General features: G+C 66.1%; 15 protein-coding genes. 9 read left to right on the top strand and 6 right to left on the bottom strand.

What is annotated here, in order from left to right; all coding sequences use genetic code 11:
• Positions 1-94 precede the first annotated feature (94 nt).
• Positions 95-586, top strand: a complete 492-nt coding sequence (locus tag ACQR1F_RS27275) for a TlpA family protein disulfide reductase (RefSeq protein ID WP_316183546.1) — start codon at positions 95-97, stop codon at positions 584-586.
• Positions 587-830: 244 nt separating this feature from the next.
• On the opposite strand, the gene ACQR1F_RS27270 is transcribed toward ACQR1F_RS27275, so the two are convergent.
• Together ACQR1F_RS27270 and ACQR1F_RS27265 are read right to left on the bottom strand one after the other, a co-directional pair.
• Positions 831-2,486, bottom strand: coding sequence for a regulator (locus ACQR1F_RS27270; RefSeq protein ID WP_315802471.1), 1,656 nt, complete (start codon positions 2,484-2,486; stop codon positions 831-833).
• Positions 2,487-2,558: 72 nt separating this feature from the next.
• Entirely contained in the window at positions 2,559-3,245 is a 687-nt protein-coding gene (locus ACQR1F_RS27265; protein ID WP_316218347.1) for a cysteine hydrolase family protein, read from the bottom strand.
• 125 nt (positions 3,246-3,370) lie between these two features.
• Here ACQR1F_RS27265 and ACQR1F_RS27260 point away from each other — a divergent pair, with 125 nt between their 5' ends.
• On the top strand, positions 3,371-3,637 hold the full coding sequence (locus ACQR1F_RS27260; protein ID WP_316183523.1) for a hypothetical protein: 267 nt from the start codon (positions 3,371-3,373) through the stop codon (positions 3,635-3,637).
• 773 nt (positions 3,638-4,410) lie between these two features.
• Here ACQR1F_RS27260 and ACQR1F_RS27255 read toward each other — a convergent pair.
• Positions 4,411-5,448, bottom strand: coding sequence for a S1C family serine protease (locus ACQR1F_RS27255; RefSeq protein ID WP_316218344.1), 1,038 nt, complete (start codon positions 5,446-5,448; stop codon positions 4,411-4,413).
• Positions 5,449-5,795: 347 nt separating this feature from the next.
• Between ACQR1F_RS27255 and ACQR1F_RS27250 the strand changes: the two genes are divergently transcribed.
• On the top strand, positions 5,796-6,563 hold the full coding sequence (locus ACQR1F_RS27250; protein WP_315802468.1) for a thermonuclease family protein: 768 nt from the start codon (positions 5,796-5,798) through the stop codon (positions 6,561-6,563).
• 43 nt (positions 6,564-6,606) lie between these two features.
• Here ACQR1F_RS27250 and ACQR1F_RS27245 read toward each other — a convergent pair whose 3' ends face one another.
• The 3 genes from ACQR1F_RS27245 to ACQR1F_RS27235 form a co-directional block, all read right to left on the bottom strand.
• Positions 6,607-7,935: a PQQ-dependent sugar dehydrogenase gene (locus tag ACQR1F_RS27245; RefSeq protein ID WP_315802467.1), complete on the bottom strand. Its 1,329-nt coding sequence runs from the start codon at positions 7,933-7,935 to the stop codon at positions 6,607-6,609.
• Between the two features lie 81 nt (positions 7,936-8,016).
• Positions 8,017-9,804 carry a chloride channel protein gene (locus tag ACQR1F_RS27240; protein WP_316218342.1) on the bottom strand — a complete coding sequence of 596 codons (1,788 nt, stop codon included), beginning with the start codon at positions 9,802-9,804 and terminating at the stop codon, positions 8,017-8,019.
• Positions 9,805-10,056: 252 nt separating this feature from the next.
• Complete coding sequence (locus ACQR1F_RS27235) at positions 10,057-11,289, bottom strand: acetyl-CoA C-acetyltransferase (RefSeq protein WP_434914179.1); 1,233 nt, start codon at positions 11,287-11,289, stop codon at positions 10,057-10,059.
• A gap of 567 nt (positions 11,290-11,856) precedes the next feature.
• Here ACQR1F_RS27235 and ACQR1F_RS27230 point away from each other — a divergent pair.
• The 6 genes from ACQR1F_RS27230 (at position 11,857) to ACQR1F_RS27205 (ending at position 21,506) form a co-directional block, all read left to right on the top strand.
• Positions 11,857-12,828 (top strand): amidohydrolase family protein, encoded by a 972-nt coding sequence (locus ACQR1F_RS27230; RefSeq protein WP_315802464.1) that lies wholly within the window; start codon positions 11,857-11,859, stop codon positions 12,826-12,828.
• Positions 12,829-12,874: 46 nt separating this feature from the next.
• Positions 12,875-14,188 carry a C4-dicarboxylate transporter DctA gene (gene dctA / locus ACQR1F_RS27225; RefSeq protein ID WP_316218340.1) on the top strand — a complete coding sequence of 438 codons (1,314 nt, stop codon included), beginning with the start codon at positions 12,875-12,877 and terminating at the stop codon, positions 14,186-14,188.
• Positions 14,189-14,432: 244 nt separating this feature from the next.
• A complete protein-coding gene (locus tag ACQR1F_RS27220; RefSeq protein WP_434893371.1) occupies positions 14,433-15,353 on the top strand; it encodes a PepSY domain-containing protein in 921 nt (306 codons plus the stop codon).
• Between the two features lie 345 nt (positions 15,354-15,698).
• Complete coding sequence (locus ACQR1F_RS27215) at positions 15,699-17,279, top strand: efflux transporter outer membrane subunit (protein ID WP_316183261.1); 1,581 nt, start codon at positions 15,699-15,701, stop codon at positions 17,277-17,279.
• Positions 17,279-18,394, top strand: a complete 1,116-nt coding sequence (locus ACQR1F_RS27210) for an efflux RND transporter periplasmic adaptor subunit (RefSeq protein ID WP_434914178.1) — start codon at positions 17,279-17,281, stop codon at positions 18,392-18,394. Before ACQR1F_RS27215 ends, ACQR1F_RS27210 begins: the two co-directional genes overlap by 1 nt.
• A 34-nt stretch (positions 18,395-18,428) precedes the next feature.
• On the top strand, positions 18,429-21,506 hold the full coding sequence (locus ACQR1F_RS27205; protein WP_434914177.1) for an efflux RND transporter permease subunit: 3,078 nt from the start codon (positions 18,429-18,431) through the stop codon (positions 21,504-21,506).
• Positions 21,507-21,550 lie beyond the last annotated feature (44 nt).

Genomic DNA, 21,550 nt, shown 5'->3' with positions numbered 1-21,550 from the left:
CCTCACGCGCCGCACAGCGCTGCTGGGAGCCGCCACCGCCCTCCTTGTATCCTCGCCGCGCGTCCGCGCCGCGGCTGATGATCCGAGGCCGCCGCTGTTCCGCAGCGGCCGCAGCCAGTTCATCGTCGAGCGGCCGCGCAATCCGCTGCCGCCGTTGAAGCTGCAGGACTTGAGCGGCAAGGACGTGACGCTCGCGCCGAAGCCAGGCCATGTCACGCTGGTGAACCTGTGGGCGACGTGGTGCGCGGCCTGCAAGACCGACCTGCCGACGCTCGCCGCACTGGACCGCGTCCGGATGCCGGCGCTCGACGTCTGGACCATCTGCACCGACCGCCGCGACATCAAGACCATCCGCCGATACGCGGAAACGGTCGCGATGCCCCGTCTGTCCTTCGCCGACCCGCATGCGCAGGCGACCAATCCAGCCAATGCCGACGCCTCCGTCTTCGCCACGCCGGCGATGCCGATCACCTATCTGATCGGGATGAGCGGCTTGATCGAAGGCGATGTGACCGGTGCGGCAGAGTGGCTGTCCGAGCCCGGTGAGGCGCTGCTGCGCTACTATCTCGATCAGCCGGCCACGTGACGGTCGAAGACAGATCTGGCGGCCGGACTGGTGAGACGGTGCAGGCATTTGCCTCACCACAACGTCATTCCGGGGCAAGGCCGACAGGCCGTGAACCCGGAATCTCGATGTTGTCTTGCGTCGGCTTTCAACAAGCTCGAGATTCCGGGTTCAATCGCCAACCCGCCGCCGCTTCGCGACGTCGAGTTGACGATTGCCCCGGAATGACCGTCTGAACCAACTTGGCTTTCGTGCCGCAGTCGGCCTACTCCGCCGGCGCCGCTTGCATGTCGGCATGCGGCACGTAGCTCTCGGACATGCCGAGCCGTCCCAGCCAGAACAGCCCGCCCGCGACCACGACATAGGCCAGCGCCACCGCCGGCGTCACACCGAAGCCGCCGCCGATGCCGACAGCCTCACCATGCATGAAGCCGAAATAGGTCATGACCGCACCGGCGAGCGCGAACGCCGCCGCCTTGGTGAAGTCGCGCTCGATGACGAACACACCGATGGCGCCCAGCACGAGGCCGGCGAGGATCGAGCCGCCACCCATCACTTCCAGGCCGTGATACAGCACGCCCTGCTGCGGCAGCGCGGCGATCGCGGCGGTCTTCACCGCGTCCACCTTGTCGGCAGCGAGCCCGCCGACAGCCTGCGCCGCCGTCACCGTCGAGGCCAGCATGGTGTCGATCTGCAGCTTGGCCCAGGCGGCGAGATGCGGCGTGAACGCGAGCACGATCGCCGGCGCGTGCTTGACCGGCGTCGTCTGGAACGCCTGCGCGCCGATCAGCATGCCGATGTAGAGCAGGATCGGCGAGATCGCGACCACCGGCACCAGCGCCAGCAGCACCGAGATGATGCCGAGCCAGGACAGCACGATCACCATCAGCCCGGTCGCCGCGGAGTAGCCGATGCGGCCGCCCATCGCCTTCCAGCCGGGATGGCCGATGTAGACGGCGTTGATGAAGGGATTGCCCATCATGCAGCCGATCAGGCTGACGACGCCGTCGGCGGTCAGCACGCGCGTCGTCGGATACTCGTCGCCCGCGGCTTCCGCGCTCTCGACATTGTCCATGGCCTCGACGAGGTCGTAGATGCCGAACGGGATCGCGGTCACCAGGATCACGCCGAGATATTCGAAGCCGGAGAACACCGTGCCGAACGCCGGCAGCGGCACCGAGAAGCCAAAGTTGGCGAAGGCATCGCCGACGCCCTTCACGCTGAGCCCGCCGAGGCCGAGGCCGAACAGGTTGGAGCCCCAGGCGATGACCATGCCGACCGCGATCGCCACGAGACCGGCCGGCAGGCCTTTCGGATATTTCACGCCGCCGAACCAGCTGACCAGGATGATCGCGAAGCACACCAGCCCGATCTGCGGCGTCATGTACATCTCGAGCGCCGGCCGCATCGAGATGAAGGTGACCGAGACGCCGGCGAGCGTGCCGAGCAGCGCCGCCCTCGGCGTGATCTTGCGGATATAGGGCGCGACGAAACCGCCGATCATCAGGATGAAGCTCTGGAAGAACACCCAGACGAGGCCGGCCGACCAGCCCTTCAGGGGATCGCCGGTCTTCAAGGTGACCGGCAGCATGATCACGAAGGTCACGATGAACATGTGCGGGACGCTGACGCCCGAGGGCAGCGCGCAGACGTCGCTGCGTCCGGTCTTCTGCGCCAGCCGATAGGCGAGGAACGCGTAGTACAAGGTCGACAGGCACATCATCAGGCCGAGCGCCGGCAGGATGCGGCCGAACACCAGGCTGTCCGGCATCTTCAGCACGAAGCGCAACAGCCCGGTGAGGACGAGCATGTTGACGAGGATGTTGGTGCCGAAACCGAAGAACGCGTTCCAGTCCCCTTGTGTCCAGAGCACCGGTTTGAAATCCGCACTTGTCGAGCTTGCCGTCCCGCTTCCGCTCATCGCCTTGCTCCCCTGTTGCCTGCAGCGACTACATGATCAAACTCATCCGTCTCAGATCTTTCAGCTCGTCTCTCAGATCATGGCCTTCAGCACCGCGGCCGAGTCCGCGACCCAGCCGAAGATGCCGCCCTGGGCCTTGATCATCTTCAGCCCCATCTCGTGGAATTCCGGGAAGTAGGACGCGCAGCCATCGGAGATGACGACGCAGCGATAGCCGCGGTCATTGGCCTCGCGTACGGTGGTGTTGACGCAGACCTCGGTGGTGACGCCGCACACCAGCAGATTGGCGATGCCATGGAGCTTCAGCACCTCGCCCAACTCGGTCGCGTAGAAGGCACCCTTCCCCGGCTTGTCGATCACGACCTCGCCATCGACGGGATAGAGCGCGGGAATGATGTCGTGCCCGGCCTCGCCGCGGATGAGGATGCGCCCCATCGGACCGGGATCGCCGATGCGAAGCGACGGCGCGCCGCGCTCGACCTTGGCCGGCGGCGCATCCGACAAATCCGGCTCGTGGCCCTCACGGGTGTGAATGACCAGCATGCCGGCCTCGCGTGCCGCCGCCAGCACATTCGCGATCGGCTCGACCGCGCGGGCAAGCTGCGACACGTCATTGCCCAGTGTCTCGCCGAACCCGCCCGGCTCCATGAAGTCGCGCTGCATGTCGATGATGACCAGCGCGGTCTTGGACAGATCGAGCGTGATCGGCTCCGGCTCGGCGATGATCGTCGCGGTTGCCGCTGCAGATGAGTTCGCCATGTCAGCCGCCTGCCTCCCCGCGAGAATGTCTCGCAACTGATGAAGCAAGCGGTGTGCCATTGTGTACAATGCGGCGAGGCGCGACGGCCCTGGCGAAGCACGAACTAATTCAAGGGGTTGAGAAGATGGCCGACATTGCCCGGTTGCTGGGCAGGCTCGTTCGGCGCGAACTCAGCCCATTTCATGAGCGATCATTGCATGCAATGATCGCCATGCTGCATCGCCTTGCGCCAAGGAAGGAGATTGAGCTTCACCTCGTCCCGCCTGTGCGCAGCATGACCACCGATCGCGCCAAACCGACAAATGTCGGGTCAAGCCCGGGACGACGGCGGGAGAACGTCACATCACCTTCCGATAAAAATAATCTTCTTGCTATTTTTCGGAAATCATGATTGTCTATGCGCATCCCGCCTCATCGCAGAGGGGCGTAGCGCGCGATCGTCACGACACGCGAGGCGGGGAAGCGATGGCCGCGAGAGATCGCAGCGTCCTCTTTCGAGGGCGCGGACGAACGATGGCTTGCGGACGTGAAGTCGCAGCGTCCTGACACCCCGACGCTGGTGTCACCCGCGCAATGCGCAAGCATTGTCGCGGCATGGTGGCCAACAAGCCCGGCGCACCAGGGAGACTGCGTATAAGCGTGAAGACCGTCGCGCAGGGAATGCCGGAGTGTTCGGCTTTGCCTGTGGTACCTGCCGCCTGCATTTTTTTCGCAGGCGGGCCATGGGTGAGGCCTTCACCCGGCATTCCCTGCGCCCTCTGCATGATTTGCGAGGGGCGAATTGAATGTAGAACTCGGGCGCGACGCGCCGCGAGGCTGAGATGTCGTGTCCCGTGCTGTTTGAGACTGTGAATTAGATGAACGGAGACACCTCTGCCGTGCAACAGCTGGATTCAATAGCGCCGCTTGACGACGGAGAAGATGCGACATGCTGATGACTGCGCCCTCTCCCCTTGTGGGAGAGGGCATGTACGACAGTGTGACAAGGACGGTCGGGTGAGGGGTATCTCTCCAAAAACGCCAATCGCGGAGAGATACCCCTCACCCGAACGAGTATGCGGAGAGGCTATACATGCCCTCTCCCACAAGGGGAGAGGGCACTATATCACACAGCTCGACTTGTCGAGCCAATCGTCGCCAGCACTATGCGCTCATGTAGCAAGCTTATCCAGCCGCCTGCCGCGCCGCAGGCTTGCGCTCCACCGGGTGGATGTCGATGCCGCGCAGCCTTCCCAGCCGCAGCACATCCATCGCGACGGTGCGGCCGATGCGATCGCGGTCGAGCACGCGGATCAGGTCGTCGACGCCGTTGATGTCGGCGCCGTCGAGGCTGATCACGACATCGCCCGGCAGCAGGCCGGCACGCGCCGCCGGGCCATCCGGCTCGATCTGCATCAAGAGCGCGCCCATCTTGTTCTCGACGCCGGCGAGCAGCGCGTGACGCCGCGGCACCGGCGCGGTCTGCCCGGAGACGCCGATATAGGCGCGGCGGACATAGCCGTGGCGGATGATTTCCGACAGCACGAACTGCGCGGTGTTGCTCGCGACCGCAAAGCAGATGCCTTGCGCCCCCTGGATGATGGCGGTGTTGATGCCGATCACCTCCGCGGCCGAGGACACCAGCGCCCCGCCGGAATTGCCGGGGTTGAGCGCCGCATCGGTCTGGATGACGTCCTCGATCATCCGGCCCGAGACCGAGCGAATCGAGCGCCCCAGCGCCGACACCACGCCGGCCGTCACGGTCGATTCGAAGCCGAGCGGGTTGCCGATCGCGACCACGAGCTGGCCGCGCCGCAGGCTCTTGGAGTTGCCGAGCGCGGCGTAGCGCAGGTCGCGCGCGTGATTGGCGCGCAGCAAAGCGAGATCGGTGTCGGGATCGACGCCCAGCACCTGCGCATCGGTGACGACGCCCTCGACGTCGCGCAGCCGGATGGCCTTCGACGAGCCGACCACATGGCTGTTGGTCAGCACCAGCCCGTCGGGCGAGATCACGATGCCCGAGCCGAGGCCGCCGCGCTCGGCGCGGGAGCCGGCTTTGGGGCCAGTCTCGACACGCACGACCGCAGGGCCGACGCGCTCGGTGACGTCGATGACGGCATTGGAATAGGCGTCGAGCAGCGCCCGGTCATCGGCCGGGGCAGCAGACGACGCTTGCGCCGGCGACAGCGCGTCGCCGGCGAGATCGGAGGTAAAGTCCAACATGGCAAGATTTCCTTCGGCCGCTCAGATGGGTAGCAGCCTGCCCCGGCGCAAGGTGGCGGTCTGTCCCGTTCGCAAGGCGGGCGAGCTGATCCGCACTTGCGGCCGTCGTTCGAGACGCCCGCCTCCGGCAGGCTCCTCAGGACGAGGACCGGCTGCGCGGCAATATCTCAAACCCTCATGGTGAGAAGCGCCGCACGCCAAAATGAGCCAAGCAGTCGGTCCAGATGGCGGTGCGTCTCGAACCATGAGGCCGAGACGCCGGATCCCAAGCCGCACTTGCCGTGACTCACGAGCGATGTGATAGGACTGGACGCGGATATTTGATGCAATTGATTGCGGGAGAAAACATGCGGCTGCGAGACCGGCTGTTGTCGTTGTGTGGGGCCATTGTGCTGGGAGCCGGCATGACCGGCGCATCGCTGGCGGCGAGCGCCACGGTGCGCAGCGGCGACACGATCCAGCTCGGCGACACTGTGTTCCGGCTCGACGGCATCGATGCGCCGGAGGTCGACCAGCTCTGCATCGACGATCACGCCGATTCCTGGAGCTGCGGCGTCGAGGCGCGCGAGCAGCTCGGCAAGCTGATCGGCGGGCGCTCGGTGCGCTGCGACGATCTCGGTCCCGACAAGCCGCTCAAGACCCGCAGGATCGGCCTCTGCACCATCGACGGCGACAAGGTCAGCCTCAACCAACAGGTCGCGCGCGCGGGCTACGCCATGAGCGCGGATCCGGCGATCAAGTATCGCGCCAAGGACGATGTCGCCGCGGCCAAGGAGGCGGTGCGCGGGCTGTGGAAGGGATGCTTCGTCGCGCCCTCAGAGTTCCGCGCCGACAAGAAGGACGGCGCCCTGCTCGGCGCCGCCTGCCGCGCCGACCGCGACCGCGAGATCCGTGCGGTGCTGTTCCCGGACGCGCCGAGCGCGCCGCCGGGCTGCAGCATCAAGGGCAAGTTCGCGGTGCGCGCCCGCGTGACCGGCAACATCGGCATCTACCATCTGCAGGGCTGCCCGAGCTATCCCGCGACCACCGAGCCCGACCGCTGGTTCTGCTCGGAGGACGACGCACGCGCCGCCGGCTTCCGCCGTGCGTTCAACTGCCGCGCACCGAAGAAGTGAGGACGGCCCGCTCGTGCTTCTCAATGCCGCATCAGCTGGTCCATCAGCGGCTGACGCGCCAGATCGTGCCGTTGCCGTCTTCGGAGATGAGCAGGCTGCCGTCGCGCGCCACGGTGACGCCGACCGGCCGCCCCCAGACCTCGCGATCGTTGACGACGAATCCGGTGACGAAATCCTCGTATTCGCCGGTGGGCGCGCCGTCCTTGAGCCTGATCCGGATCACCTTGTAGCCGGTGCGCTTCGACCGGTTCCACGAGCCGTGCTCGGCGGCGAAGGCATCGCCGCGATACTCCGGCGGAAACAGATTTCCGTCGTAGAACGTCAGACCGAGCGATGCCGAATGCGGCTGCAGCAGCACGTCGGGCACGGTGATCCTGCCCTTCAGGTCGGGGCGCTCGCCGGCATGGCGCGGGTCGGGGTTGTCGCCGATGTAGTACCAGGGCCAGCCATAGAAGCCGCCCTCCTTCACCCGCGTGACATAATCCGGCACCAGATCGTCGCCGAGCCCGTCGCGCTCGTTGGTCGAGCACCACGGCGCTCCGGTTGCCGGCTGGATGGCGAGGCCGACGCAGTTGCGGATGCCGGTGGCGAACAGGCTGCGGTTCTGGCCGTCGGGATCGAATGCCAGCACGCCGGCACGGTCGGTCTCTCCGCCCCAGCCCGCGCCGAGCGGATGCGCCTTGATCCAGGCACTGATTCCGCCGGCTGGCTCTCCCAGCGCTTCGCCGACATTGCCGGCGGAGCCGACCGACACCAGCATGCGCTTGTCGTCCCTGGTGAAGACGATATCGCGCGTCGAATGGCCGTAGCCGGCCGGCAGATCGGCGATCGTCTGGGCCGCGGCCGACGCCTTCATGTCGCCAGCCCGATAGGGAAAGCGCATGACGCGCTCGGTGCTTGCGACATAGACCCATTGCGGATCGCGGCTCGGATAGAACGCGATGCCGAAGGGATGGCCGAGACGGTCGGCAAAGATCTCGCTGGAGGCGACCTTGCTGCCGTCCTCGCTCGGGCGCAGCACGCGGACGCGCCCGGCCCGGGTCTCGGCGACGAAGATGTCGCCATTCGGCGCGGTGCGGAGGATGCGCGGCCCGTTCAGCCCCTCGGCGAACAGCGCGACCTTGAAACCGTCGACGACCTTCGGCACGGCGGAGGCCGGTCGTTGCACCACGCGGGACACGTTCGCGGCGGACGCCGTCGCCCCCGGCTTGGGCAGGTCTTCAGGGCGGATCAGCCTGATCGTGCCCGGTGCATCACCCTGCCAGCTGCCGAACGCGTCCTTGCCTTTCAGCACAGCAGGTTCGGCTGCGGCGGCGGTCGCCGCCAGCGCGCTCAAGGTCGCCACGACAGCCGTGCTCATCAGTCTCGTCATGCAGTCCTCGCGCGTCTCGAACAGCCGGCAGTCTACCCCGGTCGAGGACCGGCGATCACGTGTCGCGGCGATGGGACGCGATCACGACAGCGCCCCGAGCACACCGCGCGTCGCCTGGTCGATCTCCTCGACATAACGTCGGCGCGCGAAGGACTCGGTCAGGAAGCCGATCACCTTGCGGCTGTTCTCCGATTCCAGCACCGCCAGCTCTTCCGCGCCGGAATCGTCGAAGATCTTCATCGCCGTCTTGACGTTCATTTCGGGCAACAGCGCGACCTCGAAATATTTAGCGAGCTCGACCACCTGGATCTCGTCGGCAATGGAGTCCAGTTCGCCCGAGAACAAATCGGGCAAGGAGACCAGCCCGCAATAATCGTCGCTGTTGTTCACCACCACCACCGCCTGGCGCGTGCCCAGCGCGAACTCGCGCCGGCAGGCCGCGATGCTGGTCGTGGTCGGCACCTTGGCGACGTCGGAGCGCATCAGCCGCTCGACCGTGAGGTTGCGCAGCCAACCGACGTCATTGGCGCTGCGGATGGTCTCGCCGCGCAGATGCAGTCGCCAAGTCGAGAACGAGTGGCCGAACAGGACGCGGACGCACACCGACGTCACGATGCAGGCGCCCAGCACGACGGCCGTGACGTCGACGCTGCGGGTCATTTCCAGCACCAGGAACGACATCGTCAGCGGCCCGCCGACGATGGCGACACCGAGCGTCGCCATGCCGGTGAGCATCGCCACCAGCGGGTCGATCGCGAGCCCGAGGCCGGCCAGCGCGAGCAGTCCCGCAAACAGCTTGCCGAGCAGGCTGCCGACGAACAGCGAGGCGAAGAACAGACCGCCGCGGAAGCCCGAGGCCAGCGAGATCAGGCAGGCGGCGAGCTTGAGCACGATGATGGTGGCGATCATGCCGACCGCCATCTCGCGATGCAGATCGAGCAGCATCGCGCCGTGGCCAGCCGCCAGCACCTGCGGCGTCACGATCGCCATGGCGCCGACACAGACCCCGCCGATCACCGGGCGCAGCCAGACCGGGATGCGGACGAACAGCCGCTCGACCGCCGGCGAGGCGCGCATCACCACGATGCCGATGCCGGCGACGAGGAGCGCCAGCACGAACAGCGCGATATATTGCTCGAAGCCGACCGCGCCGACCTTGGCGATCTCCAGCGAATACGGCGCGCCGGCGAGATATTGCGAGGTCAGCGCACCTGCCAGCGACGCCGCCAGAATCGGCGCCGCGCTGCCCACGGAGTAGACGCCGACGATCAGCTCACAGGCATAGAACGCGCCGGTGATCGGCGCGCCGAAGGCGGCCGCAATGGCTGCCGCCGCACCGCAGCCGAGGATGAGGCGCAGATCGTTGCGGCGGAGTGTGAGATACTGCCCGAGCAGCGAGGCGACGCCGGCGCCGATCTGGGTGTAGCCGGCCTCAAGCCCGACCGACGCGCCGGAGCCGTTGGAGACCAGGGTCTGGCCGCTCACCACGATGCTGTCCCGCATCGACAGCCGTCCGCCGCGCAGCGCATTGGCCTCGACGGGGTCGACCGCGGCCGCGATCTTCCAGCGCCGCCGCAGCCATTCCATGATCCCGAGCGCGAGGCCGCCGCAGGCGGGTGCGATCAGCGCGACCGCCGGGTTGACCCAGGTATGAGCGCTGAGCCGGACATCGATCGGAATGCCATAGATGACCACATGCGCGACCTGCGCGATCAGGCTCATCACCGTCACGATCGCACCCGTCGCGACGCCGATCACCAGCGCCAGCGGTATCAGGTAGAACTCGTTGCTGCGCAGCAGGGCCCGCAGCCGCGTGACCACCCGGTTCGAAGCCTTGCGATCGATGATATGCGACAGCGTCGACAGCACGGAGAGCCATTTCTTCTACGATGAGGCCTCGCCGTGGCAATAACCTGTCGCAACTAGCGGAACAAGCGCGAATTCCTGTCCAGTCGAAACGTGGTTGACCGGTCCGGAAAGTGGAACCGCCGCGGCCCGCGCGATCCTACGCCTCCGCGCGGCACCGCTGAGGTCACAAGCAGCCCAAGTTTAAAACGACGGCGCCCGCCACGGGAGACTCCGCAACGGGCGCGTGCAACTCAAATCGAGGAGATCGACCGTTCAGACCCGCTCGATGATGATCGCGGGTGCCATGCCACCGGCCGCGCACATCGTGACCAGGCCGCGCTTGAGATCGCGCCGCTCGAGTTCGTCGAGCAGCGTCCCGATCAGGATGGAGCCGGTGGCGCCGATCGGATGTCCGAGCGCGATCGAGCCGCCGTTCACATTGACCTTGGCGCGATCGAGCTCGAGGTCGCGGATGTACTTCTCGGCGACGACGGCGAACGCCTCGTTGATCTCGAACAGGTCGATGTCATCAAGCTTGAGCCCGGCCTTGGCCAGCACCTTGCGCGTCGCCGGCACCGGGGCGTTCAGCATCAGGGTCGGGTCGTCGCCCATGTTGGCCATCGCCACGACGCGTGCCCGCGGCTTCAGACCATGAGCCTTGGCATAAGACGGCGACGCCAGCAGGATCGCTGCCGCACCGTCGACCACGCCCGAGGAGTTGCCGGCGTGATGGACGAAGTCGATCTCGAGGTCGGGATAGCGCTGCAGGATCAGGTTGCGATAGGTCGTGCCCTTCTCGTCAAGCGCGTAGTCGGCGATCGCCGGAAACGCCGGCTTCAGCCCGGCGAGCGCCTCCGCCGTGGTCTGCGGCCTGGGATATTCTTCGTGGTCGAGCGCGAGGCTGCCGTCCTCGCGACGTACCGGCACCAGGCTCTTCTTGAAGTGGCCGGCAGCGATCGCCGCCGCCGCGCGCTTCTGGCTCTCCAGCCCGAGCGCGTCGACGTCGGCGCGGGTGATGCCTTCCATCGTGGCGATGGCGTCGGCACAGACGCCCTGGTGCGACTGCGGGTGCAGCGCGCGCAGATGCAGATTGCCGGCATCCATCATCAGCGGCCCCTCGCCGCGCCGGCCCTCCATCGACATCATCTCGCAGCCGCCGGCGACGACGAGATCCTCCTGCCCTGCCATGATCGAGGCGGCGGCGATGTTGACGCTGGTGATGCCGGAGCCGCAGAAGCGGTCGAGCGTGACGCCGGAGGCGCGGATGTCGTAGCCGGCATCGAGCGCCGACATGCGGCCGAGGTCGCCGCTCTGCGGGCCGCGCTGCGACGAGCAGCCCCAGATGATGTCGTCGACATCGCCGGTGTCGATGCCGGTGCGCTCGGCCAGCGCACGCAGCACGGTGGCGCCGAGATGCTGCGGATGCAGCCCGGCGAGCGCGCCCTTGCCGGCCTTGCCGATACCGCGTGGCGTCCTGCAGGCATCGATGATGAGCGCGTCGACCATGGTGTTTCCTTTGCCCGATGTTGCTGTGCGCTGACAGCGCGCAGCGTCTCGGCGGCCGCACGCTCTCTTTGTTGTCGCATAGCATTGCGCATGCGGTCTTCACAACGGCGCTTGAAGCTGCCGGCGCATGACCAAAACGCACGCCATGTCGTTGATGCAACTCACCTTTCCGTCGCACGAACAATTCCGCGGATCTGCGCGCTCACGCGGCCTTCTCGCAGACTGGTTGAAGAGCAGCCGATCTCGCCCAGCCGCGCTGCAACGCAGCTCGAACGGAGGGTCTCGGCAACGTTGGCAGTTGGACTGCGGAGCATTGTCCAAGCAAGCGAACTGTCCGTTCACCCAATGCTTCTTGTCGTGCCGCAGAGGCTGCAAGATCCTCGATCGGGAACGACCGGGATCACAGCGATCCGCCGGCTCCGGATCCGGAGCACTCATGATCACGACGCCACGTTGAAATGTCGCCTGACCTCGCCATTGTGGCGTGACGATAGCAAACACGAACGATGCCGGCGCCTGGCAGGCGACGCCTGCCGTGACCGCGGCCATCCCGAGGAGGACGCTCTGATGTTGAGACGAGACCTGCTGGCCACCATGGCCGGACTGGGAGCGGCGAGCGTGCTCGGCGCGGTCCCCGCGCAACTCTCCGCCGAAGAGGCCAAGATCCCCAACATCGCCGGGCCGGATCCGGCACCGAAGACCCCAAGCTTCAGGGCGCCACCGGGCAGCGTCGATACCCACACCCATATCTTCGGACCGGCCGCGACCTATCCGTTCTCGCCCACCCGCCCCTACACGCCGCCCGACGCATCGCTGGAGATGTTCCGGGCGCTGCACGCCAAGATCGGCGTCGAGCGCGCCGTCATCGTCAACGCCACCGTCCACGGCACCGACAATCGGGTCGTGACCGATGCGATCGCGCAGAGCAACGGCAACTACAAGGGCGTCGCCAACATCAATGCGGCGATGTCCGATGCCGACCTCGCGGCGCTCGGCAAGGCCGGCATCTGCGCCTGCCGGTTCGCCTTCCTCCGCCGCCTCGGCGGCGTCGGCGACATGAACGTCTTCCGCAGCCTCGTGGACCGCGTCGCGGCGATCGGCTGGCACGTCGACATCTATCTCGAGGCCGGAACGATCCAGGAATTCGTGCCGATCCTGAAGGCGCTGCCGGTCACCTATGTGATCGACCACATGGGCACGATCAGCGCCGCCAAGGGGATCGACGATGCCGGGTTCAAGGCGCTGCTCGACCTGCAGGCGAGCGACGACAAGTGCTGGATCAAGATCACCGGTCCCGAGCGCGCTTCGGCCTCCGGCCCCCCATTCCACGACGCGGTCCCGTTCGCCCGCAAGCTGATCGACAACGCGCCGGATCGCGTCATCTGGGGCACCGACTGGCCGCATCCGAACGTCAAGATCATGCCCAATGACGGCGATCTGGTCGATCTGATCCCACTCTACGCCCCGGATCCGGCCATGCAGCGAAAGCTGCTTGTCAGCAATCCCGAACGGCTGTTCAAGTTCGAGCCCAAGAGCTGAGTCACCGCCAGCTGCGACTTCGAACCTTTCAGCGACAGGACCGATCATGACCGCCACGACCCTCACCGCCGACAGCAAGCCAGGCGCCCGCCGAGGCTGGTGGAAGGAGCTTTGGGTCCAGGTCATGATCGCGATGGCAGCGGGCATCCTGCTCGGTGCCATCAAGCCGGATCTCGGCGCCCAGATGCAGCCGCTCGGCGACGCCTTCATCAAGGCGATCCGGATGCTGATCGCGCCGATCATCTTCTGCACGGTGGTCAACGGCATCGCCCACATGGCCGACATGGCCAAGGTCGGCCGCGTCGCGATCAAGGCGCTGATCTATTTCGAGGCCATCACGACGCTGGCGCTGATCATCGGCTTGACCGCGGTGAACCTGTTTCAACCCGGCGTCGGCATGAACGTCGACCCGGCAACGATCAACTCCGCAACGATCGAGCCCTATGTCAAGCAGACCGCTGCGGTCGGCTTCGTGCCGTTCCTGCTCAACATCATCCCGCAGACCTTCGTTGGCGCCTTTGCCGAGGGCAATATCCTGCAGGTGCTGTTCATCTCGGTGATGTCAGGCTTTGCGCTGATCTGGCTCGGCGATCGCGCCAAGCCGGTGACGGACGTGATCGAGGTCGCCGGGCAGATGATCTTCGGCGTCGTCCGGATCGTGATGTGGGCAGCGCCGCTCGGCGCCTTCGGGGCAATCGCCTTCACCGTCGGCAAGTTCGGCATCGGCTCGCTCGCCAAGCTCGGCCTGCTGCTCGGCAGCTTCTACCTGACCTGCCTGATCTTCATCGCCGCCGTGCTCGGACCGATCGCCGCCTTCACCGGCTTCAGCCTGTGGAAGCTGATCCGCTACCTCAGGGACGAGGTGCTGGTCTGCATCGCCACCACGTCATCGGAGACCGTGCTGCCGCGCATGCTGGCGAAGCTCGAAGCCGCCGGCTGCGAACGCAGCATCGTCGGTCTCGTCATCCCCACCGGCTATTCGTTCAATCTCGACGGCACCTGCCTCTACCTCGCCACCGCCGCGGTGTTCCTGGCGCAGGCGACCAACACGCATCTCGACGTCAGTCACCAGATCGGGCTGCTGCTGATCCTGCTGGTGACGTCGAAGGGCGCAGCCGGCATCGCCGGCGCCGCTTTCGTCGTGCTGGCCGCAACGCTGGCCGCGACCGGAACGATTCCGGTTGCCAGTGTCGCCTTGGTGCTGGGCATTCACCGGCTGATGTCGCAGGGGCTGACGCCGACGAACCTGATAGGTAACGCGGTCGCCACCATCGTCATCGCGAGGTGGGAGAATGGCTTGGACGCGACGCGCCTGCGCGAGGTGCTCGATGGCGTCATGACGGCATCTGATGCAAATTGAAATCATTGAAGCAGACGTGAAGCGAGTCTCGCCGCATTGACGCCGATCAAACGGCGCATGACCTAAAATTAATAGTTGTCTTCTTTCGTCTCGCTGCTGTGCTCAGCTAATGAAGCGCAGCGGACGACGTGTCGATATCCCCGCGTCGTCCAGCAAGAACGATCAGAAACGTTCACGGAGCAAGCGCCTGAGGACCACCGGTCCCGCATGACACGGTGCGCGAGACGATCAATCGGAGACGATCATGAACAAGCAGCTTCTGCTCAAACTTCACCGTTGGATCAGCCTCGTCTTCGCGCTGCCATTGCTTGTCATCATCGTGACCGGGATGATCCTCTCCTTCGAGCCGATGGCACAGGTCGCCGCCGTCAAGCCGCACAGCGTCGATCCGGCGCGCGTGGTCGCGCTGATCAAGCAGTACGATCCCGACGGCAAGGCACGCGGCCTGTCAATCGACGCCTCCATGCAGCACCTGACCTTGCAGGGGGTGCCAGGCACCGAGGTCGACATGACGACCGGCGCCGCGGTCGAGAGGCCGGCGATGGCCAGCGTCTTCTCGTGGGCGCGCAGGACCCACGAGCATCTGATCGGAATCCCCGGCCTCACCCTGATCTCGACCGTCGCCATGGTCGGCATCATGATCATCGGCATCCTGATGGGACTGCCGCGGCTACGCAACACGCTGTCCGGCTGGCACAAGGGCACGGCCTGGTTCACGCTGCCGCTGATTTTGCTCAGCCCGCTCACCGGACTCTGCCTCGAGCTCGGCCTCACCTTCGCAGGCAGCGCGCCGCCCGCAGCGGCCAAGCGCATCTCGCTGCCTGAGGCCGTCAGCATCGTCTCCAGGGACCACGACCTGTCGTCGGTGAACTCGATCGGCAATCGCGGCGGGCGGATGATGGCGAGGATCATCGAGGACGATGAGCTCAGGGCCTATGCGGTCACGTCCGACGGGCTCTCCGCATTGCCGCGCAACTGGCCGCGCCTGCTGCACGAAGGCAACTGGTCGCTGATCGGCAGCGCGGCCAACGTGCTGATCTCGGTCGCGCTGTTCGCGCTGCTGGTCACCGGCGTGCTGATCTGGACGCAGCGCCGGCTCCGGCGTCCGAGCCGCGCGCGCAGCGTGCCGTCGAAGCCGGTGGTCGCATCCTCGATGCCGTCCTGACGACCGCGGTCATCGCGTGGAGCCGGCTCGCTCTGCGGGCCGGCTCAGTTACGACCTTGCGCGCGATCTGCGCGCTGCTTCGCGACAACATGGGCTCGGCAGCAGAGCTCTCCCGATCATTATGACGAGCGACGTCGGCCCCCGCCAATACGGGACGAGCAGCGGCGTTCTCGGGGTTCGTCGCAGAACTGTCATGCGCGAGTCCGGCGCAGGCGGGCACCGACGCCGCGCGGACGGTGCCCGAGACGTCAAGGTGTGAGCAAGCCCGTCCTGTCATCAACGTGACTTGACCTGATCGGCACCGCCACGCATCGTCAGCAACAGAAAACGAAACGGTTTAGTTTCATGTCTGATGATGTCCAATTGTTTCACGGCTGTTCGGGACCAGTCCCAAGACGCAGCGCATTGCCCTTGCGGCTCGGCCTGCTCGGCTGGAGCATGCTGCTCGCGTCCTGCGCCGTCGGTCCGGACTTCATGTCTCCCGACGCGCCGGCCGCAACCGGTTATGTGGCCGAACGTCGGCTCGCCGCGACCGCCAACGCCTCGACACCGGGCGGCAATGTGCAGAGCTTCGCGCCCGGAGGCGATCTGCCCGGCACTTGGTGGGCGCTGTTTCATTCCCGGCAGATCAACGCCTTCGTCGAGGAGGCGATTCGCAACCACCCGGACATCGAGGCCGCACAATTGGCGCTGCGTGCTGCGCGCGAGAACGCTCTGTCGCAGCAGGGCGCGCTGTTTCCGCAGCTGAGCGCGAGCGGGTCGGCCGAGCGTACGCAGGCCTCCAGCACGCAGCAGGGACAATGGCCTGGCCAGACGTCGCTCTACACGCTCTACGGTAGCTCCGTCAGCGTCAGCTACGCGCTCGACCTATGGGGCGGTACGCGGCGTCAGGTCGAGGCGCTGCAGGCCCAGGCCGACTACCAGGGGTTCAAGATGGAGGCGACGTATCTCGCGCTGACCGCCAATGTGGTGACCGCCGCGATCACCGACGCCTCGCTGCGCGACCAGATCGCGGCGACCGAGGAGATCATCAGGGCCGAGACCGATCAGCTCGGCCGCATCCAGCGCCAGTTCGACGTCGGCGCGATCTCCAAATCCGACGTGCTGGCGCAGGAGGCAACGCTGGCGCAGGCCAAGGCGACGTTGGCACCACTGCAGAAGCAACTGGCGCAACAGCGCAATCAACTGATGGCCTATCTCGGCCGGCTGCCGAGCCAGGACCGCGGCGAGCACGTGACGCTCGCGGAGCTGAAGCTGCCGCGCAAGCTGCCGGTCTCCCTGCCCTCGTCGCTCGTCCGGCAGCGTCCCGACATCCGGCAGGCCGAGGCGACCTTGCACCAGGCGACTGCGACCGTCGGCGTCGGGATCGCCAACCTGCTGCCGCAGGTGACGCTGTCCGGCAGCTACGGCGCGAGCGGGCCGGAGCGGCTGTTCTCGCCGACGACGCTGGTATGGGATGCCGCCTCGAGCGTCAGCCAGAAGCTGATCGACGGCGGCACGCTGTACCACACCAAGGAGGCCGACGTCGCCACGTTCGAGCAGGATTTGTCGCTCTACAAGAGCACGGTCATCACGGCGTTCCAGAACGTCGCGGATTCGCTGCGCGCCATCCAGTACGACGCCGAGGCGCTGAAGGCGCAGGCCGCCGCCGAGAAGGCCACGGCCGACAGCCTTGCAATGTCGGTCGAGCAGTTCAAGACCGGCGCCGTTCCCTACGCCAACGTCATCACCGCGCAGCAATCCTATCTCAACGCCCGGGTCTCCCGCATCAAGTCGCAGGCCACGCGCTTCACCGACACCGCGGCGCTGTTCCAAGCGCTCGGCGGCGGCTGGTGGAATCGGCAGGACGAGACACCGGCGGCGCTGCCGCGCGCCAATCCCGGCTATTTCGCCGGTCCCAATCGTACGACCCAGGAAGCAATGTAATGAAGAAGCGCATGGTCATCATGCTGGCCGCCATGGCCGCTCTGTTCGGCGGCCTGTACGGCTTCCAGACCTTCAAGGGCATCATGATCGCCAAGGCGATCGGCGCCATGGCGAACCCGCCGCAGACGATCTCGACCACGGTCGCGGCGAACGCGCCGTGGCGCTCCAATCTCACCGCAGTCGGCTCGCTGCGCGCCGTTAACGGCGCCGATCTGTCACTGCAGGTCTCGGGCATCGTACAGAGCATCCAGTTCAATTCGGGTGATGCCGTCGAATCCGGCCAGTCCCTGCTGCAACTGGTCGCCACCGACGACGTCGCCAAGCTGCAATCGCTGCAGGCGACCGCCGAGAACAACGCCATCGTCGTCAAGCGCGACGAGGAGCAGATCAAGTTCAACGCCGTCAGCCAGGCGACGCTCGACAGCGACCGCGCCAACCTGAAGAACGCGCAGGCCCTGGTCGCGCAGCAGAAGGCGGTCGTCGAGCAGAAGACCCTGAAGGCGCCGTTCGCCGGCCGCCTCGGCATCCGCGCCGTCGATCTCGGACAATTTCTCAGCGCGGGCACCACCATCGTGACCTTGCAGAGCCTCGATCCCATCTTCGTCGACTTCTATCTGCCGCAACAATCGCTCGCCGACATCCGCATCGGCCAGGACATCACCATCGTGGTCGATGCCTTCCCTGCCGAGCGTTTCGCCGGCCAGATCTCGGCCATCAACGCCAAGGTCGATTCCACCAGCCGCAACGTCCAGGTCCGCGCCACGCTGCACAACGCGGCGGCGCGGCTGCTGCCGGGCATGTTCGCCAAGGTCGAGATCGCGACCGGACAGCCCGAGCAGCTCGTCACCCTGCCGCTGACGGCTGTCGTCAGCAATCCCTACGGCGACCTCGTCTATGTCGTCGACGATCTCAAGGACGGCCAGGGCAGAGCGCGGCAGACCTTCGTCAAGAGCAAGCCGGCCAAGGGCGACCGGATCGCGATCACCGACGGCATCAAGCCGGGCGAGACGGTGGTGATCGCGGGCCAGATCAAGCTGCGCAACGGCAGCCCGGTGAGAATCGACAACTCGCACGTCCCGGTCGCCGAGGCCGCGCCTGACGTCGTCGATCAGTAATTCGCGAAAAGCCTCCGACCTTCAGAGCCCGCCCATGCGCTTCACAGACATCTTCATCCGTCGGCCGGTGCTGGCGCTCGTGGTCAGCGCGCTGATCCTCGTGCTCGGCCTGCGTTCGATGACGACGCTCGCCATCCTGCAATATCCGCGCACGCAGAACGCCATCGTCACGGTCAGCACGGCCTATGCCGGCGCCGATAGCGATATCATCGCCGGCTTCATCACCACGCCGCTGGAGAATGCGATCGCCCAGGCCAACGGCATCGACTACATGACGTCGACCAGCGTCACCGGCAGCAGCACCATCACGGTGAACCTGCGGCTCAACTACGATTCCGGCAAGGCGATGACCGAGATCAACGCCAAGGTGAACTCGGTGCTGAACCAGTTGCCGACCGGCACGCAGCAGCCGACCTTGACCCTGAAGGTCGGACAGACCATCGACGCGATGTATATCGGCTTCGCCAGCGACGTGCTGGCGCCGAACCAGATCACCGACTATCTGACGCGCGTGGTTCAGCCGAAGCTGCAGGCGGTCTCCGGCGTGCAGACCGCCGAATTGCTCGGCGCCAAGAAGTTCGCGCTGCGCGCCTGGCTCGATCCCGACAAGCTCGCGGCCTATGGCCTGACGGCGACCGACGTGTCGACGGCGCTGTCGGGCAACGACTACATCTCCGGGCTCGGCACCACCAAGGGCCGCCTCGTGCAGGTCGACCTCGCCGCCGCGACCAACCTGCATTCGCTGGAGCAATACCGCAACCTCGTCGTCAAGCAGGTCAATGGCGCCATCATCCGCCTGCGCGACGTCGCCAATGTCACGCTCGGCAATGACGACTACGACAGCGCGACGCGTTTCAACGGCAAGACCGCGGTCTATATCGGCGTCCAGGTGGCGCCGACCGCGAACCTGCTCGACGTCATCAACGGCGTGAAGGCGGTCTATCCGGAGCTGCAGCGGCAATTGCCGAACGGCATCACCAGCGAGATCCTCTACGACTCCACCGACTTCGTGAACTCGTCGATCGACGAGGTGATCCACACGCTGGTGGAGGCCATCGGGATCGTGATCGTCGTGGTTTTCATGTTCTTAGGCTCGTGGCGCTCGGTGCTGATCCCGGTGATCGCCATTCCGTTGTCGTTGATCGGCACCTTCGGCCTGATGCTGCTGATGGGCTTCTCCATCAACCTGCTGACCCTGCTGGCCCTGGTGCTCGCGATCGGCCTCGTCGTCGACGACGCCATCATCGTGGTCGAGAGCGTGCACCGCCTGATCGACGAGGGCGTGCCGCCGGTCGAGGCGGCGATCCAGTCGGCGCGGGCGCTGGCGAGCCCGATCATCGCGATGACCGTGGTTCTGATTGCGGTGTACGTGCCCGTCGGCTTCCAGGGCGGCCTCACCGGCGCGCTGTTCACCGAATTCGCCTTCACCCTCGCCGGCGCCGTCACCGTCTCGGCGGTGATCGCCCTGACCTTGTCGCCGATGAATTGCGCCTGGCTGCTGCGCCGGACCGAGCGCGATGCCACGACGCTGGAGGCTCGGCTGGTCCGCACCATCGACCGCGTGCTCGAACGTCTCGCCCACGGCTATCGCCGCGGGCTGGAAAGTGTGTTCGCGACCAAGCCGGTAGTGGTGGTGTTCGCGCTGCTGCTGCTCGCGATGATCCCCTGGCTCTATGTCAGCTCCACCAGCGAGCTCGCGCCGGACGAGGATCAGGGCATCGTATTGTCGCTGACGAATTCCGCGCCCTCGGCCACGCTCGAGCAGCGCCAGTTCTACGGCCAGCAGCTTTACGGCCTGATCGCGCAGCGGCAGGAGACACGCACCGTATTCCAGATCGACACCCCGACGCAGGCGATCGGCGGCTGGGTGCTGAAGCCGTGGGATCAGCGCAAGGCGACGACCAAGACCCTGCAGCCGGAATTCCAGCAGCTCTTGAACAGCATCGCCGGCGCCCGTTCCGTCGCCTTCCAGCCCTCGCCGCTGCCGGGCAGCAACGGCCTGCCGGTCCAGTTCGTGATCGGCACCACGGGGTCCTTCAACGAGCTCAACGACGTGTCGCGGGATTTCATGACCAAGGCGCTGGCGAGCGGCAGGTTCATCTTCCTCGACAGCGACCTGAAGATCGACAAGCCGCAGACCACCGTGGTGTTCGACCGCGACAAGGCCGCCGATCTCGGCCTCAAGATGAGCGATCTCGGCGGCGCGCTCGCGACCATGCTCGGCGGCAACTATCTCGACTATTTCAGCCTGGAGGGCCGCTCCTACAAGGTGATCCCGCAGGTCCGGCAGAACGATCGCCTCACCGACACGCAGCTGCTCGACTATTCGATCCGCACCAGCGGCAACGCCATGGTGCCACTGTCGACCGTGGCCCGGCTCGAGCGCAAGACGATCCCCGAGTCGCTCAACCACTTCCAGCAGATCAACGCGGCGACCATCTCCGGCGTGGCGATGCCGGGCATCGCGATGGGTGACGCGCTCGCCACCCTGAAGGAGATCGCGAAGTCGCTGCCCTCGGGCTACTCGATCGACTATGGCGGCGCGTCGCGGCAGCTGATGCAGGAATCCGGCGGCTTCGTCACGACCTTCGTGTTCGCGCTGATCATCATCTTCCTGGCGCTCGCCGCGCTGTTCAACAGCTTCGTCGATCCGATCATCATCCTGGTGTCGGTGCCGATGTCGCTGGCGGGCGCGCTGATCTTCATCAGCCTCGGCATCGGCGGCGCCAGCATCAACATCTACACCCAGGTCGGCCTCGTCACCCTGATGGGCCTCGTCAGCAAGCACGGCATCCTGATGGTCGAGGTCGCCAACGAGCTGCGCGAACACGGCAAGGGCCGCACCGAGGCGATCATCGACGCGGCCACCGTCCGCCTGCGCCCGATCCTGATGACCACGGCGGCAATGGTGCTCGGCGTGATCCCGCTGATCGCCGCGAGCGGCGCCGGCGCGGTGTCGCGCTTCAACATGGGGCTGGTGATCGCCACCGGGCTCGCCATCGGCACCCTGTTCACGCTGTTCGTGGTCCCCGTCGCCTATGCGCTGATCGCCCATCGGGGTACGGCGCACGAGACGCCGGCCCAGGCTGCCGGGGCGACAGCCGCTCCTTAAACGGCTTACAAAACAACGAAATATCAGAAGCTTAGGCGAAGACC

Origin of the sequence: Bradyrhizobium sp. HKCCYLS3013 (assembly GCF_051167615.1) — a bacterium.
Taxonomy (GTDB): Bacteria; Pseudomonadota; Alphaproteobacteria; order Rhizobiales; family Xanthobacteraceae; genus Bradyrhizobium.
The sequence above is the reverse complement of the archived record's forward strand: the minus strand, read 5'-3'. Positions and strand labels throughout refer to the sequence as shown.

Excerpts from the sequence above, each read along its gene's own strand:
- ACQR1F_RS27270 (WP_315802471.1), bottom strand. The coding sequence starts at position 2,486 with ATGAGCGGAAGCGGGACGGCAAGCTCGACAAGTGCGGATTTCAAACCG.
- ACQR1F_RS27265 (WP_316218347.1), bottom strand. The coding sequence starts at position 3,245 with ATGGCGAACTCATCTGCAGCGGCAACCGCGACGATCATCGCCGAGCCG.
- ACQR1F_RS27260 (WP_316183523.1), top strand. The coding sequence starts at position 3,371 with ATGGCCGACATTGCCCGGTTGCTGGGCAGGCTCGTTCGGCGCGAACTC.
- ACQR1F_RS27255 (WP_316218344.1), bottom strand. The coding sequence starts at position 5,448 with ATGTTGGACTTTACCTCCGATCTCGCCGGCGACGCGCTGTCGCCGGCG.
- ACQR1F_RS27250 (WP_315802468.1), top strand. The coding sequence starts at position 5,796 with ATGCGGCTGCGAGACCGGCTGTTGTCGTTGTGTGGGGCCATTGTGCTG.
- ACQR1F_RS27245 (WP_315802467.1), bottom strand. The coding sequence starts at position 7,935 with ATGACGAGACTGATGAGCACGGCTGTCGTGGCGACCTTGAGCGCGCTG.
- ACQR1F_RS27235 (WP_434914179.1), bottom strand. The coding sequence starts at position 11,289 with ATGGTCGACGCGCTCATCATCGATGCCTGCAGGACGCCACGCGGTATC.
- ACQR1F_RS27230 (WP_315802464.1), top strand. The coding sequence starts at position 11,857 with ATGTTGAGACGAGACCTGCTGGCCACCATGGCCGGACTGGGAGCGGCG.
- dctA (WP_316218340.1), top strand. The coding sequence starts at position 12,875 with ATGACCGCCACGACCCTCACCGCCGACAGCAAGCCAGGCGCCCGCCGA.
- ACQR1F_RS27220 (WP_434893371.1), top strand. The coding sequence starts at position 14,433 with ATGAACAAGCAGCTTCTGCTCAAACTTCACCGTTGGATCAGCCTCGTC.
- ACQR1F_RS27215 (WP_316183261.1), top strand. The coding sequence starts at position 15,699 with ATGTCTGATGATGTCCAATTGTTTCACGGCTGTTCGGGACCAGTCCCA.
- ACQR1F_RS27210 (WP_434914178.1), top strand. The coding sequence starts at position 17,279 with ATGAAGAAGCGCATGGTCATCATGCTGGCCGCCATGGCCGCTCTGTTC.
- ACQR1F_RS27205 (WP_434914177.1), top strand. The coding sequence starts at position 18,429 with ATGCGCTTCACAGACATCTTCATCCGTCGGCCGGTGCTGGCGCTCGTG.